This window comes from Devosia alba (assembly GCF_039938915.1).
Taxonomy (GTDB): domain Bacteria; phylum Pseudomonadota; class Alphaproteobacteria; order Rhizobiales; family Devosiaceae; genus Devosia; species Devosia alba.
The window spans coordinates 134,870-150,758 of the sequence record NZ_JBDUUI010000002.1 but is presented as its reverse complement, the minus strand read 5'-3'; the positions used below and the strand labels follow the sequence as shown (position 1 = coordinate 150,758).

The 15,889-nt window shown below is 63.5% G+C and carries 17 protein-coding genes; 9 read left to right on the top strand and 8 right to left on the bottom strand.

The features are described 5' to 3' along the window. The first annotated feature begins 37 nt into the window (after nt 1-37). From leuD to ABFY71_RS03210, 4 genes are read left to right on the top strand one after another with little or no spacing between them, the layout of a single operon-like run. Nucleotides 38-643 (top strand): 3-isopropylmalate dehydratase small subunit, encoded by a 606-nt coding sequence (gene leuD / locus ABFY71_RS03225; RefSeq protein ID WP_347944660.1) that lies wholly within the window; start codon nt 38-40, stop codon nt 641-643. 4 nt (nt 644-647) lie between these two features. Continuing rightward, nucleotides 648-1,073: a GNAT family N-acetyltransferase gene (locus tag ABFY71_RS03220; RefSeq protein ID WP_347944659.1), complete on the top strand. Its 426-nt coding sequence runs from the start codon at nt 648-650 to the stop codon at nt 1,071-1,073. 4 nt (nt 1,074-1,077) lie between these two features. Next, complete coding sequence (locus ABFY71_RS03215) at nt 1,078-1,473, top strand: RidA family protein (protein WP_347944658.1); 396 nt, start codon at nt 1,078-1,080, stop codon at nt 1,471-1,473. A gap of 15 nt (nt 1,474-1,488) precedes the next feature. After that, nucleotides 1,489-2,133 carry a CPBP family glutamic-type intramembrane protease gene (locus tag ABFY71_RS03210; RefSeq protein ID WP_347944657.1) on the top strand — a complete coding sequence of 215 codons (645 nt, stop codon included), beginning with the start codon at nt 1,489-1,491 and terminating at the stop codon, nt 2,131-2,133. Nucleotides 2,134-2,156: 23 nt separating this feature from the next. Here ABFY71_RS03210 and ABFY71_RS03205 read toward each other — a convergent pair whose 3' ends face one another. Both ABFY71_RS03205 and ABFY71_RS03200 read right to left on the bottom strand, forming a co-directional pair. Continuing rightward, nucleotides 2,157-2,423, bottom strand: coding sequence for a YjiS-like domain-containing protein (locus ABFY71_RS03205; protein WP_347944656.1), 267 nt, complete (start codon nt 2,421-2,423; stop codon nt 2,157-2,159). Further along, nucleotides 2,398-3,387 carry a homocysteine S-methyltransferase family protein gene (locus tag ABFY71_RS03200; protein WP_347944655.1) on the bottom strand — a complete coding sequence of 330 codons (990 nt, stop codon included), beginning with the start codon at nt 3,385-3,387 and terminating at the stop codon, nt 2,398-2,400. Before ABFY71_RS03200 ends, ABFY71_RS03205 begins: the two co-directional genes overlap by 26 nt. 244 nt (nt 3,388-3,631) lie before the next feature. Here ABFY71_RS03200 and ABFY71_RS03195 point away from each other — a divergent pair, with 244 nt between their 5' ends. Beyond that, nucleotides 3,632-4,273 carry a TetR/AcrR family transcriptional regulator gene (locus tag ABFY71_RS03195; RefSeq protein ID WP_305579424.1) on the top strand — a complete coding sequence of 214 codons (642 nt, stop codon included), beginning with the start codon at nt 3,632-3,634 and terminating at the stop codon, nt 4,271-4,273. Nucleotides 4,274-4,381: 108 nt separating this feature from the next. Beyond that, on the top strand, nt 4,382-5,482 hold the full coding sequence (gene leuB, locus ABFY71_RS03190; protein WP_347944654.1) for a 3-isopropylmalate dehydrogenase: 1,101 nt from the start codon (nt 4,382-4,384) through the stop codon (nt 5,480-5,482). 57 nt (nt 5,483-5,539) lie between these two features. Here the strand turns inward: leuB and ABFY71_RS03185 are convergent, their stop codons facing one another. The 6 genes from ABFY71_RS03185 to ABFY71_RS03160 form a co-directional block, all read right to left on the bottom strand. Further along, nucleotides 5,540-5,887 (bottom strand): DUF6968 family protein, encoded by a 348-nt coding sequence (locus tag ABFY71_RS03185; RefSeq protein ID WP_347944653.1) that lies wholly within the window; start codon nt 5,885-5,887, stop codon nt 5,540-5,542. 352 nt (nt 5,888-6,239) lie between these two features. Then, nucleotides 6,240-6,686: a 30S ribosomal protein S16 gene (gene rpsP / locus ABFY71_RS03180; protein WP_347944652.1), complete on the bottom strand. Its 447-nt coding sequence runs from the start codon at nt 6,684-6,686 to the stop codon at nt 6,240-6,242. A gap of 29 nt (nt 6,687-6,715) precedes the next feature. Beyond that, a complete protein-coding gene (gene ffh, locus ABFY71_RS03175; protein ID WP_347944651.1) occupies nt 6,716-8,305 on the bottom strand; it encodes a signal recognition particle protein in 1,590 nt (529 codons plus the stop codon). 215 nt (nt 8,306-8,520) lie between these two features. Further along, nucleotides 8,521-9,948 (bottom strand): methyl-accepting chemotaxis protein, encoded by a 1,428-nt coding sequence (locus ABFY71_RS03170; protein WP_347944650.1) that lies wholly within the window; start codon nt 9,946-9,948, stop codon nt 8,521-8,523. A gap of 86 nt (nt 9,949-10,034) precedes the next feature. Next, nucleotides 10,035-11,255, bottom strand: coding sequence for a GNAT family N-acetyltransferase (locus ABFY71_RS03165; protein ID WP_347944649.1), 1,221 nt, complete (start codon nt 11,253-11,255; stop codon nt 10,035-10,037). Continuing rightward, entirely contained in the window at nt 11,252-12,208 is a 957-nt protein-coding gene (locus ABFY71_RS03160; RefSeq protein WP_347944648.1) for a hypothetical protein, read from the bottom strand. The genes ABFY71_RS03165 and ABFY71_RS03160 overlap by 4 nt, the downstream gene beginning before the upstream one ends. A 294-nt stretch (nt 12,209-12,502) precedes the next feature. Between ABFY71_RS03160 and dapF the strand changes: the two genes are divergently transcribed. From dapF to ftsY, 3 genes are read left to right on the top strand one after another with little or no spacing between them, the layout of a single operon-like run. Continuing rightward, nucleotides 12,503-13,354, top strand: coding sequence for a diaminopimelate epimerase (dapF, locus tag ABFY71_RS03155; protein ID WP_305579450.1), 852 nt, complete (start codon nt 12,503-12,505; stop codon nt 13,352-13,354). Then, a complete protein-coding gene (mtaB, locus tag ABFY71_RS03150) occupies nt 13,354-14,619 on the top strand; it encodes a tRNA (N(6)-L-threonylcarbamoyladenosine(37)-C(2))-methylthiotransferase MtaB (RefSeq protein WP_347944647.1) in 1,266 nt (421 codons plus the stop codon). The genes dapF and mtaB overlap by 1 nt, the downstream gene beginning before the upstream one ends. An 18-nt stretch (nt 14,620-14,637) precedes the next feature. Beyond that, nucleotides 14,638-15,885, top strand: coding sequence for a signal recognition particle-docking protein FtsY (gene ftsY / locus ABFY71_RS03145; RefSeq protein ID WP_347944646.1), 1,248 nt, complete (start codon nt 14,638-14,640; stop codon nt 15,883-15,885). The last annotated feature ends 4 nt before the right edge of the window (nt 15,886-15,889 follow it).

Genomic DNA, 15,889 nt, shown 5'->3' with positions numbered 1-15,889 from the left:
TTTTGCGCCAAGACCTGTGGCAAAGCGAGGTTTCCTGATGGACAAGTTCACTACCCTGACCGGTGTCGCGGCGCCCCTGCCGTTCATCAATATCGACACCGACATGATCATCCCCAAGCAGTACCTCAAGACCATCAAACGGACCGGGTTGGGTTCGGCGCTGTTTTCCGAGATGCGCTACAATGATGATGGCAGCGAGAACGCTGATTTCGTGCTCAACAAGCCGGCCTATCGCCATGCCCAGATCATCGTGGCGGGCGACAATTTCGGCTGCGGCTCCAGCCGCGAGCATGCGCCGTGGGCGCTGCTGGATTTTGGCATTCGCTGCGTGATCTCGACCAGCTTTGCCGACATTTTCTACAATAACTGCTTCAAGAACGGCATCCTGCCGGTGGTGGTGAGCGCCGAGCAGCTCAAGCTGTTGATGGACGACGCCGAGCGCGGCTCCAACGCCACGCTGACAGTGGATCTGGCGGCCCAGACCATTCGTGGTCCTGACGGCGGCACGATTTCGTTTGATATCGATCCGAGCCGCAAGCAGATCCTGCTCGAGGGCCTTGATGACATTGCCGGCACGCTGAAGTCGGCCCCGGCCATCACCTCGTTTGAGACTGCCATGGCGGCTGAGCGCCCCTGGCTCTGAGGCGATGACGACAATCGTCTTCGAGCCCGAGCTGACGCCGGAAAGCCGGGCTGGCGTGGTCGATGGCCTGGTTGCGTTCAACCGCAGCCAGGTCCCTGACGCTGCGCCATTCGCCACGATCGGCCTCGTGCTCAAGGACCCGGTGACCGGGGTCACCGATGGCGGGCTGACTGCCCGCATCAGCTTTGGCTGGATGTTCGTTGAATTGCTGTTCGTGCCTGAACGCCTGCGCGGCCAGGGCGTCGGACGGCAATTGATGGAGCAGGCGGAGGCCGTGGCGCGCGAGCGTGGCTGCAGCGGCATCTGGCTTGATACCTTTTCCTTCCAGGCGCCGGGGTTTTACAGCAAGCTCGGCTATGCCGTGTTCGGCGAAATCAGCAATTATCCACCCGGCAATAGCCGCTTCTTCCTCCAGAAACATTTGAGCTAACCACATGGTCCAGCGCGTCTCTACCGGTTCACCCTTCGAGGCTACCTTCGGCTATTCCCGCGCGGTGCGGCACGAAGACACCGTCTATGTGTCGGGCACGACCGGCTATGATTATGCCAGCATGACCATGCCCGACGATGTCGGCGCCCAGGCAGCCAATGCCCTGGCCACCATCGACAAGGCACTCAAAGAGGCCGGCTCGTCCATAAAGGACACCGTGCGGGTGGTGTATTATGTCGGCGACCGCGCCGATGTCGATGCGGTGGTCAAGGCTGTCGGCCCGGTGTTCAGCGATATCCGCCCGGCCGCCTCCATGCTGATCGTGCAGATGATCGAGCCCGGCATGAAGATCGAGATCGAAGTCACCGCCCGCATCGGCGCGGCCGGCAGTCCCGCCTGATTGGCGGGCGGGGCGATGAACGGCAGACAAATCGCCCTGCTGGTCCACGCAGCGCTCCTCATCGGAGCGCTGTTTTTCATCGTACCCCGGCTCACGGCCTGGGACGCAAGAGCGGGCTATCTGTTCACCCTGGGGTTTTACTGGCTGGCCTTCTGCCTGCCGGTCATCGGTCTGCATGCCCTGCCGGGCAATGACGGGCGCCTGTTCTCGGAAAAACTCCCCTGGCGCGACTGGTGGATCCTTCCCCTGCTGCTGGCGCAGGCCGGGCTCGTGGCCCTGATCAGTTTCATGCCCAACACCACCATGCTCAGCCATGGCGCCCTGTGGCTGGCCATACTGATTGCCGCCATCAATGCGCCGCTCGAAGAACTCGCCTGGCGGGGCGGCTTTATCGGCACGTTTCACGACCGGCCGCGCCTCGGCTTCTGGCTTGGCTGGGGCTTGTTCACCGCCTGGCACATTCCCCTGGTGCTCAGTGTGGGGATTGTCTTCGACGGGGGCGCCGCGGCGCTGATCGGGGGCGCCGCTGCACTGGGGCTGATGTGGAACTGGATCGCCTGGCGCACCGGCTCGGTATTCTATGTCGGCCTGGCCCATTTCATCACCAATCTTTTCACCTTCTGGGTGCTGTTCGCCCGCAATGGTTTTGCCGGCGCCTGAGGTGACGCCGGCAATAGGATTGTTCAGCGGCGCCGGACCCGGGTGGTCCCGGGCAAGGGGCGTGACCGGCGTATCGGCTCGATCAGCTCGAGCGGATCAAGCCCGATGTCGTAGAGCAGCCGTTCGTCGAGGCTGTGCAACATCAGCACCGTCTGGCGATGCGGCCGGTGGCGACCCAGTCGCTGCCGCAGGCTGGCGAGGCTCCGGCGCAGCGGCCAGGAGAGCTGCCAGGGCAGTTGCCAGGCGTGACGGTGCGACTGCCGCTCAGGCTGAATGGCGAAGTCGCTCATGCTGCACCTCCTGATCGCGCTGCCCGGGCAGGCAGTGGTGGCAAATGGCGCCGATATGGCGGTGATCGGTACCGCAGCAGCCGCCGATGACCCGGATATTGGGTAATAGGGGCAGCAGGCGCTGATAGCGCTGGGCCAGGTCCTGCCAGTCGCCGATATCGAGGGTCTCGCTTTCGTCGAGCTCGGCATGGCTTTTCATCGAGGCGTTGACCCGCAGGCCGCCGATGCGGTCGACCCAGGCGCCGGCATGGCGGATGGTGCTGGCGAAGTGGATGGGGTGCACGCAGTTGATCATGTAATAGGCCGGCGACCCGCCGGTTGCGGCCTCGACCTCCCCGATAGCGGTGCCAAGGTTCTTGCCGCCGGGCAGGTGCCCGTCGGTTTCCAGCGTGAACGAGAGCACGCAGGGCAGGCCGGCCGCCTCGGCCAGCCTGGCAATGCCGATGGCCTCGGGCGTATTGGTCAGCGTATAGGCAGTGACCAGGTCCGCGCCGGCCGCGGCGAAGGCGGCTACCTGGTCCGCGTGATAGGCCATGGCCTCGTCCACGCTCATGGCATCGTCATACTGCCAGGCATCGCGGCGGGGCCCGATGGCGCCGCTGACCACCGTCGGCACGCCAGCGAGATGGAAGCCCTCGGCCACCGTGCGGGAAAAGCGTATGGCAGCCATATTGACCGCCCGCAGGCGCGCTGCGCCATATCCCACCAGCGCACCCCAGTCGGGATTGGCGCGCCAGGTATTGGTGTCGAACAGGAAGCCCTGTCGAGCCTTGGCAGCAATCTCGATATAGGGCTGATAGTATTCACGCATGGCCTGCCGTCCCTGTTCGCCGTCATTGAGCTGAAAGACGGTGAAATACGGCAGGTCGTGACCCTGGTTGAAGATCATGTGGGTTTCGATACCACCATCGGTGACGAACATCTGTCCGGAATTCTGTGGCAGGGTCCTGTTCTGCTTTGCCATTGTGGCCTCCATTAGCGCTTGATCTGGTCGGCGGGCAGCGTTACATCTGGGTCGCCGGTGGCCGAAGTGATGCCCCGGAACGGCAGCGCACATCCAGAGGACTTGCGGTTCAGTCCCGGGTGCAGCGCTGGTTTTTGTTTTTTATCAATGGGTTGCCGTGGCCGAGGTCACGCGCGCAGGCGGTCGCGGCGCAAGCGACGCGCACAAAACTGTACCGGCGGTACAGTGCAGCAGGGGCAGGGCCATGTTCAGGAAAGCGAGCAAGGGGCAGGAAACGCGGGAGAGACTGCTGGCCATTGCCGAGGCGTCCGTGCTGGCCAAGGGCTTTGCCGCCACCTCGATCGAGGAGGTGATCGCCGAAGCAGGGATCACCAAGTCCGGCTTTTTCTACCACTTCAGCGACAAGAACGCCCTGGCCCATGAAATGCTGCAGCGCTATGTGGCGGCCAATGATGAAATCTTCGAGGCGCTGTTCGGCCGCGGCGCCGAGCTGTCCGATGACCCGCTGCAGGGTTTTCTCATCGGCCTCAAATTGCTGGCGGAAACCATGGCCGACCTGCCCAATGGGCATCCGGGATGCCTGATTGCCAGCGTCTGCTACCAGGAGCGCCTGTTCGACAATACCGTTCGCCAGCTCACTGTGGATTCCGTGCGCAGGTGGAACGCATTCTTTCGCCAACGCCTCGACGCCATTGCGGCCGTGCATCCGCCGGTCGAGCCGGTTGATCTCGAGCAGCTGGCCGCCATGATGAGCTGCATGGTGGACGGCGCCATCATCATGAGCAAGGCGCTGGGCGATCCCGGCATTCTGCCACGGCAGATCCTGCTGTTTCGCAGCTATATCCGGCTCCTGTTCCAGCCGGGCCGGTTGGCATTGGCGGGATGATCTCGCAACAGAACGGACGTTTTTATGCGCCGCCGCCTTGCGCGGCGCCGACAATTGCCGCTATGTGGCCAGCCATAGGCGTAACCACCAGTACGGCAAGGACCCATCATGGCCAGTCATTCCCTCTTCCTGCTCCCCGGCGACGGCATTGGTGCCGAGATCATGCTCGAAGTGGACAAGCTGATCGCCTGGACCAATAGCGAGCAGCTCACCGATTTTTCGACCGATCGCGGTCTGGCCGGCGGGGCTGCCTATGATGCCCATCAGGTGGCGATTACCGATGAAGACACCGAAAAGGCCAAGGCGGCCGATGCGGTGATCTTTGGCGCGGTGGGTGGTCCCAAGTGGGACAATGTCCCCTATGATCAGCGTCCCGAGGCCGCGCTGCTGCGGTTGCGCAAGGAAATGGCGGTATTTGCCAATCTGCGCCCCGCCATCTGCTATCCGGCGCTGGCCGACGCTTCCTCGCTCAAGCGCGAGCTGGTGGAAGGCCTCGATATCCTGATCGTGCGCGAACTGACCGGCGGCGTTTATTTTGGCGAACCCAAGACCATTACCGATCTGGGCGATGGCCAGAAGCGCGCCATCGATACCCAGGTCTACGAGACCTATGAAATCGACCGCATTACCCGCGTCGCCTTCGATCTGGCGCGCACCCGCAACAACAAGGTGCATTCGGCCGACAAGAAGAATGTGATGAAGTCGGGCGTGCTGTGGGATGAAGTGGTCCAGGGCATCGCCAAGGACTATCCCGATGTCGAACTGCATCACATTCTGGCCGACAACGCGGCCATGCAGCTGGTGCGCAATCCCAAGCAGTTCGACGTGATGGTCACCGACAATCTGTTCGGCGATATTCTGAGCGATGTGGCGGCCATGCTGACCGGTTCACTGGGCATGCTGCCCTCGGCGAGCCTGGGGGCGCCCGACCCGGTCACCGGCAAGCGCAAGGCGTTCTACGAGCCCGTGCACGGCTCGGCTCCCGACATTGCCGGCCAGGGCATTGCCAACCCGATCGCCATGATCGCCTCGGTCGCCATGGCGCTGCGCTATTCGTTCGGCATGATCGAGCTGGCGACCAATATCGAGAACGCCATTTCGGCCGTGCTCAGCGATGGTCTGCGCACCGGCGACATCGCCCAGGACAATCGCCGGACGGTGGGCACCGAGGAAATGGGCGCGGCGATTTTGGCGAAGCTCAAGGCCTGATTCAGAAGCCCGATTTAACTGAAAACACCCGTGATCACCGTCGCGGGTGTTTTTGTGTCATGGCTTGTCGAGACCATAAAAGCGCTGGTCGTCGCCAATCAGTTCATCGCGCGCGCCTTTGGGCAGCGGAAAGCCATAGCCGACCCATGGTTTGAGCCACCACATGGCACGTTCGTGATGGAATCGGCTCATATAGAGTTCCATTCCCACTTTTTCGATGGCCGCATGCAGTGCTGCTATCGCGTCATTGCCGCCGGCAAAGCTCTCAATGGGGGTGTCTGGCCAGTCGATAGTGTAACGGCAATTCCAGTTTGGGCCGACCTGCTCGGGGAGGAATATCTGTACCAGGACCGGGTGCTCGCGCCCGGCGTGGCGCACGGTCAGCGTTCTCTCTGCAGCAATCATCAGCGTCGTCCGACATGAAAGAATGGTGGGATTGGGTCGCCCTTCATACAAGCGGTCATCCTTGATCGTGCCTGATCTTCACAGAACGGGTTCCAAGGCATCATTCTACATTGAAAGATGTCGCTCTGGTACTGAAGCTCCATTCAGCACGTCGGCGTTCGTTCCACTTGCCCGCTACACGATTGATCCCAACCCATTGGCCGCCTGTGGCCCGTCCGGAGGGCACTCTTGGTTGGTCTGGACTGTATTTGACCAGAGCGGCCCCCAGTTTAAGGCGGCTGCGGGGAGCGCGGACAAAACAAAAGCCCCGGTGTTTCCACCGGGGCTTTTGTCGTTCAGTGCTGCGCCAGACTTATTCGGCAGCAGTCTCTTCGGTCGCTGCTGGTGCAGCTTCCTCGGCAGGAGCGGCTTCTTCAACAGGCGCCTCTTCAACCTTTGGCGCGTTCTTGAGTTCTTCGGCGGCGGCGGCCTTGGCAGCCTTTTCTTCAGCGCGCTGGGTGGCCTTTTCGCCGGGCTTGCCCTTGTCAGGGTTGTTGCGGGCTTCGCGGTTCATCACGCCGGCAACGTCGAGGAAACGCAGCACGCGGTCGGTCGGCTGGGCGCCAACGCTCAGCCAATGCTTGGCGCGCTCGATGTCGAGCACGACGCGGCCTTCATTGTCCTTGGCCAGCAGCGGGTTGAAGGTGCCGAGCTTTTCGATGAAACGGCCATCGCGGGGCGCGCGGGCGTCAGCAACGACGATCTGATAGAATGGGCGCTTCTTGGTGCCACCACGGGCCAGACGGATCTTGAGGGACATATTGGTATCCTGGGGTTTGGTTGAAACGATTACTTTTTCTTGCCCAGGCCTGGCAGGCCGGGGAAACGGGGAGCCCCGCCGAAGCCGGGCAAAGCCGGTCCGCCGGAGGATTTGAGCAGGGCGCCAACATCGCTGGGCAGCGCCTTGGGTGCTGGCGTATCGGCGCCGGGCAGGCCCTTGAGCTGGTTGGGGTCGATGCCGGCCTGACGGGCCATTTGTTCGAGCTGGGCGGGGTCCATCCTGGAGAGGTCCGGCATGCCGCCCCCGCCCATCATCTGACCCATCTTGCCGCCCATCATGCCACCGAGCGCGCCCATGCCACCCTTGCCGACCTTTTTCATCATGTCGGCCATCTGGCGGTGCTGCTTGGCGAGCTTGTTGATGTCGCTGACGTCAACGCCGGCGCCCGCGGCAATGCGCTTGCGGCGGCTGGCATTGAGCAGGTCGGGGGCGGCGCGCTCTTTCTTGGTCATCGAATTGATGATGGCGATCTGGCGGTCAAACACCTTCTCGTCAATATTGGCGCCGGCCATGGCTTTTTTCATCTGGCCCATGCCGGGCATCATGGCCATCAGGCCACCCATGCCGCCCATCTTCTTCATCTGCTGCAGCTGGCTGCGCAGATCGTCGAGGTCAAAGGAGCCCTTTTTGAGCTTCTTGGCCATCTTCTGGGCGTCTTCGGCCGAAACATGTTCGGCGGCCTTTTCGACGAGGCTGACGATATCGCCCATGCCCAGGATACGGTCGGCAATGCGCGATGGATGGAAATCTTCCAGCGCATCCATTTTTTCGCCGACACCGATCAGCTTGATCGGCTTGCCGGTGGCTGCACGCATCGACAGCGCCGCGCCGCCACGGCCATCGCCGTCAACGCGGGTCAGCACAATGCCGGTGATGTCGAGGCGCCCGTCAAAGGAGCGCGCCACATTGATGGCGTCCTGACCGGTCAGCGCATCCACGACCAGCAGGATTTCATGCGGGCTGGCGACATCCTTGATGCTGACGGTCTCGGCCATCAGTTCGTCGTCGATATGGGTGCGGCCGGCGGTATCGAGAATGAGCACGTCATAGCCGCCCAGACGGCCTTCGCGCTCGGCGCGGCGGGCGATCTCGACGGGGGTTTCGCTGGTAATGATGGGCAGGGTGTCGACGCCGACCTGTTCGCCCAGCACGCGCAGCTGCTCCATGGCAGCGGGGCGGCGGGTATCGAGCGAGGCGAGCAGAACCTTCTTCTTCTGGCGGTCCTTGAGGCGCTTGGCAATCTTGGCCGTGGTGGTGGTCTTGCCCGAGCCCTGCAGGCCGACCATCAACAGGGTGACGGGGGCCTTGGCATTGAGGTCGATGCCGACACTGGTCTCGCCGAGCACGGCGACCAGCTCGTCATGGACGATCTTGATGACCTGCTGGCCGGGGGTTACCGAGCGGGTGACTTCGGCGCCGATGGCGCGGTCCTTGACCTGTTCGACAAAGGCCCGCACCACTTCGAGCGACACGTCGGCTTCGATCAGCGCGCGGCGGATTTCGCGCAGGGCTGCATCGACGTCGTCGGCGCTCAGCGCGCCGCGGCCGCGTAGTCCATCAAAGATTTTGCCAAGCCGGTCAGAAAGGCTCTCGAACATGGTTTTGGTCCTTCGCTGCGGAATAGTCCGCCAGACATAGGATCCATCAGTCCAAACGCCAAGCACACCCACGGGCGCAACGCGCTGGCGGGTGGTGGCCTCCGGGATCGTCGATACCCTTGCGGGGTCCCGGTCGGCTGGTCAGGGGCAAAGCCTGATGAATGGGCTGGCTGTAGGGGAAAGCGACAGGCGAGTCAAGAAAAACGCGGCGGCGTTCAGACCTTGAAGGCAACGCGCAGGCCACCCCAGTGGCGGCCATTGACGGTGATGGGGGCCGAGCAATCCTTCATCAGCGCAAACTGGCTGCCGCCCATGTCGCGCCGATAGGTCTGCAGCAGGAACGGCTTGGTTGAGCGCCCCGCCGACAGCCCGGTGCGATCATTGAACATCCGCCGGTTGCGGCAGTTGGCCATGTTCCACACCGGGTCACTGCCCTGCGGCCGCGAATAGATGATGTTGTGGGTCGGCAGATAGCCATTGCGATCCACCGCGGCGCAGAAGGCAATGCGCTGGTCAAACTCCAGGACCGGCTCTTGCACCGCCGGCAGGACCTGGTCGGTGAAGGCCGTGAACCGGGTCAGCACCTGCTTGGGATCGCTTCCGGCGACCGGGCGATAGTCCTCATCAAACAGATCGGCCATGCTGATCTGTCCGCGTGCCACCGCCGTGGTGAACAGCTCGGCAATCTCGTCCGCCTTGGTCCGCGCCAGATCGATGAAGTCGGCATCGGCAGTCTCAAAGCCGCTTTCGACCAGAAACAGCATGAAGTCTTCCGAGATCGACAGGATCGACTGCGTGCGCTGTTCGGCTTTTTCGAGATGGCCGCGACCGGCCGCAACACCTTCGGCCAGCGCCGACAGTTCGGTCTGGATGGTGGCAAAGCCGGCGATGGACTGCTCAACGGGCTGGCTCATGGCGTCGATATCGGTGATCAGCCGATCCACCGAACCCACCAGGGCCTCCAGCGTTGCCGTTGCCTCGGCGGCAGCCTGGGCATCGGCGATGGTTTGCTCGGCCGCTTGCGAATTGCCCTTGGCCTGGGTCCGCAGGGCGCCGAGGGCCTGGCTGAGACGGGCCATATTGCTGGTGGTCTGGCCGGAAAATTCATGGATCTGATCGGCCAGTCCCTTGACCGCATTGGCGATGACGGCAAAGCCGCGCCCGGCGTCACCGGCGCGCGCGGCCTCCACCGATGCGTTGAGCGCCAGCAGTTTGGTTTCCCGGGCAATCTGGGCGATGGCGGTGCTGGCGGCTTCCACATTGCGGACCGAGCCAGAGACGCCATCGAGCGTGGTCTGGATGTGCATGGCGCCATCGGCCATCATGGCCATGGTCTTGGCGGTGCGCTGCACGGTACCGGCGACCGCCGAAGCACTCTGGTCGAGCACGGCCCGCACCTCGGCTGCCGCCTGCCGGCTGACGCCCATGGTCTGGCTCAGTTGTGCGGTTGCCACGTTCATGCTGGCGGCAGCATCCTGGGTGGTCTCGGCCTGGGTCGCCTGCTGCAGGCTGATTTTGGAGAGATCGGCAATCAGCCCGGCGACGTCGGCGATTTCGACACCCAGACGCCCGGCGCGGTCGCCAATATCGGACTGTGCTCCCGTTGGATGGGTTGGCACGGTGCTGGCAATGATTGCTGACATTTTTTCCCCCGCAGCCAGCTTAAAGGCGAAAAGGTAACGAATACTTAACCGTGCTGGGGGCAGGCGGGCGGCGGCAGAATCAGGCGCTAGAGACGGCGGCCGGCCGCTCTCATCAGCGGGCCACGCCATTGCGCCGGCATGGCAAGCACCAGCTTCTTGATGGCCGGGCGCAACAAGCGGTCCCAGACGTTCAGGACCAGCAGACCACGCCGGGTCACCGGCAGGGCGAAGTCCCTGACCGTGACTGTTTCGGTCGCCCAGGTGAGCTTGTAGGGCATGACCGGCACCATCAGATCGGCACCCCTGAGGCCCTGATCGGCGCATACGTGGATGACTTCACCCAGATGCAACTTGCCCGGACTTTCATCGGAGTTGGAAAAGTCGCGGCTGGCGACAAAGGCATAATAGCGCCGGTTGTGGACAAAACCCCATTGCTCGGCAATGGCTTCGCCCTTGTGCCGCAGCGACATGGCAAGCACGGGCAGGTCGTCACGGCTGGCCAGTGACTGGCAGAATTCGGTGAAGGCGGTGTCGCCAAAAGCGCGGGAGGTCAGGCCCTGGTCGTTGAGCCGCTCTGCCCGCCCCTTCAGGGTGCGGTTGATGACGCCCAGGCGGTCCTGGGTACTGGCAGCGACGTGATGGGTGACGGGGCCGTCGCGCTCAAGGCGATTGCGGGCATTGCGCATGTTCTTGCGCGTCTTGTGATTGATGGTGGCGAAATAGCCGGCAAAATCGGGGAAGGCGTCGAGCGCTATATAGGGCGCGCCTTCCTGGATGCCGGTCAGCATGTGGTCAGCGGGCATGCCGCTGGCCAGCATGCTGTCGCTGCGCACCTTGAGAAAGCTCACCGCATCACAGGGTGCTGCCTTGATGGCGGCGTGCAACAGGCGCGATACGGCATCAACGGGGTGGATGCCGGGGGCGAGCATGACATCGGAATATTGGCTGAAGGCATGACCGAGCGCGGTCAGCACGGTGCGCGCCCGGGTGCGGATGCGCTCGAGGGGCAGCACGGCGACCAGGCGCGAGCCATCCCTGAGGGTGACAATCACCGGATCAAACCGGACATTGCCGCGTGCCGCCTCGAAGTCGAAGACAGCGCGGGCCCAGGCGCAGCTCTGAAACAGCACGGCGCCGTCGAGCCGGGCTTCCAGCTCCCGCCACTGCGCGGCAATGAGGTCCAGTGCCGCCCGTGTGCGGACAATTTCGACATGCAGTGCGGACCGCGTCACCGCAATGGCCGCCGCCAGGGTGGCGGGGGCGGGCTGGTGCGTTTGTGCCCTGATGGCGGCGGTGCCTGAAGTCATTTGCTGAAGCTATAGGCTTCGATGTCGCGAATGCCTTCGGGGGCTGTGGGATCCACGCGGAAGTCGACCGTGTAGACCTTCTTCTTTTGCGGGTTCAGCGGGGTGAACTTGACCACGCCCGCCAGCGCCAGCTTGGCCAGGTAGGACAGACCGCTGACATTCTGGTCCAGCTTGTGCAGGCCCATCTTGCGCAAAATGCCATTGGCATAGTTGACGGCGTAGTGGCGGCGCAGCCCGTCCGTCCAGTGTTCGGTGGTGAAGCTGACATTGAGCATGTTTTCATTGACCACGCGGTGCGGCCCGTTGAGCGGCCAGTGCGCCATCTTGCCCGCTTCGAGCATGTGCACCTCGGCGTAATCATCAAACCAGGGCTCAAACGGCATGTCGGTTTCGCGGGCCTGCCCCAGGATCAGGTTCTCCAGTGCGGGCTGGGACAGGAAGGGCGGGGTGTTCGGGTAAATATAGACCTTCTTGGTGCCGCGCACCTGCCACAGACACTGGCCGGGCACATCGGCGTGATATTTCACCGAAACATTGGGCGACGAGATCAGCAGGGTCATATTGCGCTTGTAGCTGATGAAGCCGGGCACGCGCGCCTCGAACTCGTCATAGAGTGCATTGAGCATCTCGCCATAGGCGGGATCGGTCCGGCCCGGTCGGGTCAGGTTGACCCAGATATTGCCGGTGCGCACAATCTCGAGCACCTCGGCCCCGGAAAGGTCCTTGATCTCGCCTTCGCGGCGCTTGGGCGGATTGCCCGGAGTCTTCTGCGAATAATTGACGTGATAGTCCTCGCGTGGCGCGGCATCGATCAGGCGCGCCAGTGCCTCGTCGGTGAACAGCGGTGAGTTGGCCAGGCTGTGACTGAGGGCCAGAGTGTGCTTGCCAAACAGCGCGGGAAAATGCGGCTGCCAGTCGGTAATGATCTGATCGGTACGCATGGACATGTTCATGGGCGGCTCCAGGATGTGCAAGGCGGGCGCCGTTGCCTGTCCGGGCCGCAGTTAGCGCAAAACAGCGGCTCCGGCGCGCTCGGACTGATGCGTTAGTTAAGTACCCATGAAAGAGGAAACCGTTAACAGGCGTGGTCAAATTCTTGCCTTGGCGGCGTGAGAACCGCCGGCCCGGAATGGCTTGCCGTCTGCTGGCCAGCGGGCCACTGGCAATTTTTGGCGGCTTGCGCCATATAGGGATATTCCTTCCAATCACGGGCGAGGCAGACTGTGAGCGGCGTGCCGTTTCTCAAGATGAACGGGCTGGGCAACCAGATCATCGTAGTCGATATGCGCGGTCGCGCGGATCGGGTGACGCCGGCTGCGGCCATCGCCATCAATGGCACTGAGGGGACCAGGTTCGACCAGATCATGGCCATTCATGATCCGCGCACACCGGGCACCGCCAATTACATCGAGATCATCAATTCCGATGGCAGCCGCGCCCAGGCCTGCGGCAATGGCATGCGCTGCGTGGTGCAGGTGCTGACTGCCGAGCAGGGCGCGCAGCGCTTTACCTTCGAGACGGTGGCGGGACTGTTGTTCGGCGAGGCCCAGGCCGACGGCATGATCACCGTCGACATGGGCACGCCCAAGCTGGCCTGGTACGATATTCCGCTGGCCGAAGAATTTGCCGATACGCGCAAGATCGAGCTGCAGATCGGGCCCATCGATGCGCCGGTGCTGCATTCGCCTTCGGTGGCCTCGATGGGCAATCCGCATGCCACCTTCTGGGTGGCCGACGATGTGTGGAGCTACGCGCTGGAGCGGTTTGGGCCGATGCTGGAAAACCATCCCATTTTTCCCGAGCGCGCCAATATTTCGCTGGCCCAGGTGGTGGCGCCGGACAAGATCATCCTGCGTACCTGGGAGCGGGGCGCCGGGCTGACCGAGGCCTGTGGCACGGCGGCCTGTGCGGCGGTGGTCAATGGCGCGCGCACACGGCGTACCGCGCGGGCCGCCACCGTGACCGTGCCGGGCGGCGATCTGCATGTCGCGTGGCGCGATGATGACCATGTGGTGCTGACCGGCCCGGCCGAACGGGAATGGACCGGCACGCTCGATCCGGCCACGGGCGCCTGGGTGCGCGACGAGGTTGCGGCCTGATGGCGGTGGAGACACTGACATTTGGCTGCCGGTTGAACGCCTATGAGGCTGAGGTGATGAAGGTCGAGGCCGAAAAGGCCGGGCTCGACAATGCCATCATCATCAATACCTGCGCGGTGACGGCCGAGGCCGTGCGCCAGGCCAGGCAGGCGGTGCGCAAGGCACGGCGCGACAATCCGGCAGCCCGTATCATCGTTACCGGCTGCGCCGCCCAGACCGAGGCGCGCAGCTTTGGCGAGATGGCCGAGGTCGATCTGGTGATCGGCAATCACGACAAGATGCAGGCGGCCAGCTACGCACCCATGGTGTTCGGCACCCCGCTCAACGACAAGGTGCAGGTCAACGACATCATGAGCGTGCGGGAAACCGCGGGCCATCTGATCGAGGGCATGGATGGACGCACGCGCGCCTTTGTCCAGGTGCAGAATGGCTGCGATCATCGCTGTACCTTCTGCATCATTCCCTTTGGCCGCGGCCCGTCGCGCTCGGTGCCGATGGGGCTGGTGGTCGAGCAGGTCAAGAAGCTGGTCGGCAATGGCTATGGCGAAGTGGTGCTCACCGGGGTCGATATTACCTCCTATGGCCCCGACCTGCCGGGCGCGCCGACGCTGGGCAAGCTGACCCAGTCGATCCTGCGCCACGTCCCCGATCTGCCACGGCTGCGGATTTCCTCGATCGACAGCATTGAAGCTGATGAGGCGCTCTATGACGCGGTGGCCAGCGAGCACCGGCTGATGCCGCATATGCATTTGTCACTGCAATCGGGCGATGACATGATTCTCAAGCGCATGAAGCGCCGGCATAGCCGCGCTGATGCCTTGGCCATCATGGCCAAGCTGCGGGCCCTGCGGCCCGATATGGTGTTTGGCGCCGACATCATTGCCGGCTTTCCCACCGAGGACGCGGCGATGTTTGCCAATACGCTGGCCATTGTCAGCGAGGCCGATCTGACGCATCTGCATGTTTTTCCCTATTCGCCGCGCGAGGGCACGCCCGCCGCGCGCATGCCGCAGGTCAGCCAGACGGTCGCCAGGGATCGTGCGAGGCAGTTGCGGGCCGTCGGCGCGGCGCAGTTCCGTGCGCTCTGCGACAGCCGCGTTGGCCAGATCGAACAGGTGCTGATAGAGCATGACGGGCTGGGCCGCAGCGAGCAGTTCGTGCCGGTCAGCGTGCCGGGGGCGCAGCCGGGCGCACTGCTGGCGGTGCGGATTACCGGTGTGGCCAGGGATGGTCTGGTCGGCGAAGCGGTGCGTGACGCTGCCTGAAAGTTAAGAAAGTCCACGATGACCGACAAGAAGCCGGGATTTTTCAAACGTCTGTTTGGTGGCGATGCGCCAGCGCCAGCGCCTGTTGAGCCAGCAGCGCCAGCCGACGATACCACTGCGCCCGCCGTGCCGGCAGTGACGCCGGATGCGGTCGCGCCGGAGCCGGCACCCGAGCCAGCACCCGAACCCAGTGCAACGCCTGAGCCGGATCCTGTCGCCGCTCCCGACCATGTGCCGCTGCCGGGCCCGCCGGAAACGACGCCTGACTATGTCGAAGCGATTGAAGAGAAGGCGGCGCAGGCGACGAGTGTCGCCGCCATCGAGACACCAGCGGATGCCCCGGCAGAGACAAAGGGCTGGTTTGCGCGGCTGGCTTCGGGGCTGAAGCGGTCGTCCGATCAGCTGACCGGCTCGATCACCTCGGTGTTCACCAAGCGCAAGCTCGACAATGCGACGCTCGAAGAGCTTGAGGACGTGCTGATCCAGGCCGATCTGGGCATTGAAACCGCAACCACCATCACGGACACGCTGCGGCGCGACCGGTTCGACCGCGATGTGTCGGGCGAAGATGTGCGCGCGGTGCTGGCCGCCGAAGTCGAAAAAGTGCTGGGCCCGGTGGCCCGGCCGCTGGAGATCGACGCCAGCCAGAAGCCCTTCATCATCCTGATGATCGGGGTCAATGGCTCGGGCAAGACCACGACAATCGGCAAGCTGGCGCAGAAATTTGCCAACGAAGGCAAATCGGTGATGCTGGCGGCAGGCGACACCTTCCGGGCGGCAGCCATCGAACAATTGCAGATCTGGGGCGACCGCACCGGCGCGACCGTGGTGTCACGGCCAGCCGGTTCCGATGCGTCGGGGCTGGCCTTTGACGCGGTGACCCAGGCGCGCGCCGAAGCGCGGGACGTGCTGATCATCGATACGGCCGGCCGGTTGCAGAACCGCGACGAGCTGATGAATGAGCTCGAAAAGGTCATTCGCGTCATCAAGAAGGTTAACCCGGGCGCGCCCCATGCCACGCTGCTGACGCTGGACGCCACCACCGGGCAGAATGCGCTCAAGCAGGTGGAGATCTTTGGCCAGCGCGCCGGGGTCACCGGGCTGGTGATGACCAAGCTCGACGGCACGGCACGCGGCGGCATTCTGGTGGCAATCGCCAGCAAGTTTGGCCTGCCGGTACACTTTATCGGCGTCGGCGAAGGGGTGGGTGATCTCGAGGCTTTTACCGCCGCCGAGTTTGCCCAGGCCATTGCCGGGCGCGACTAGCCCT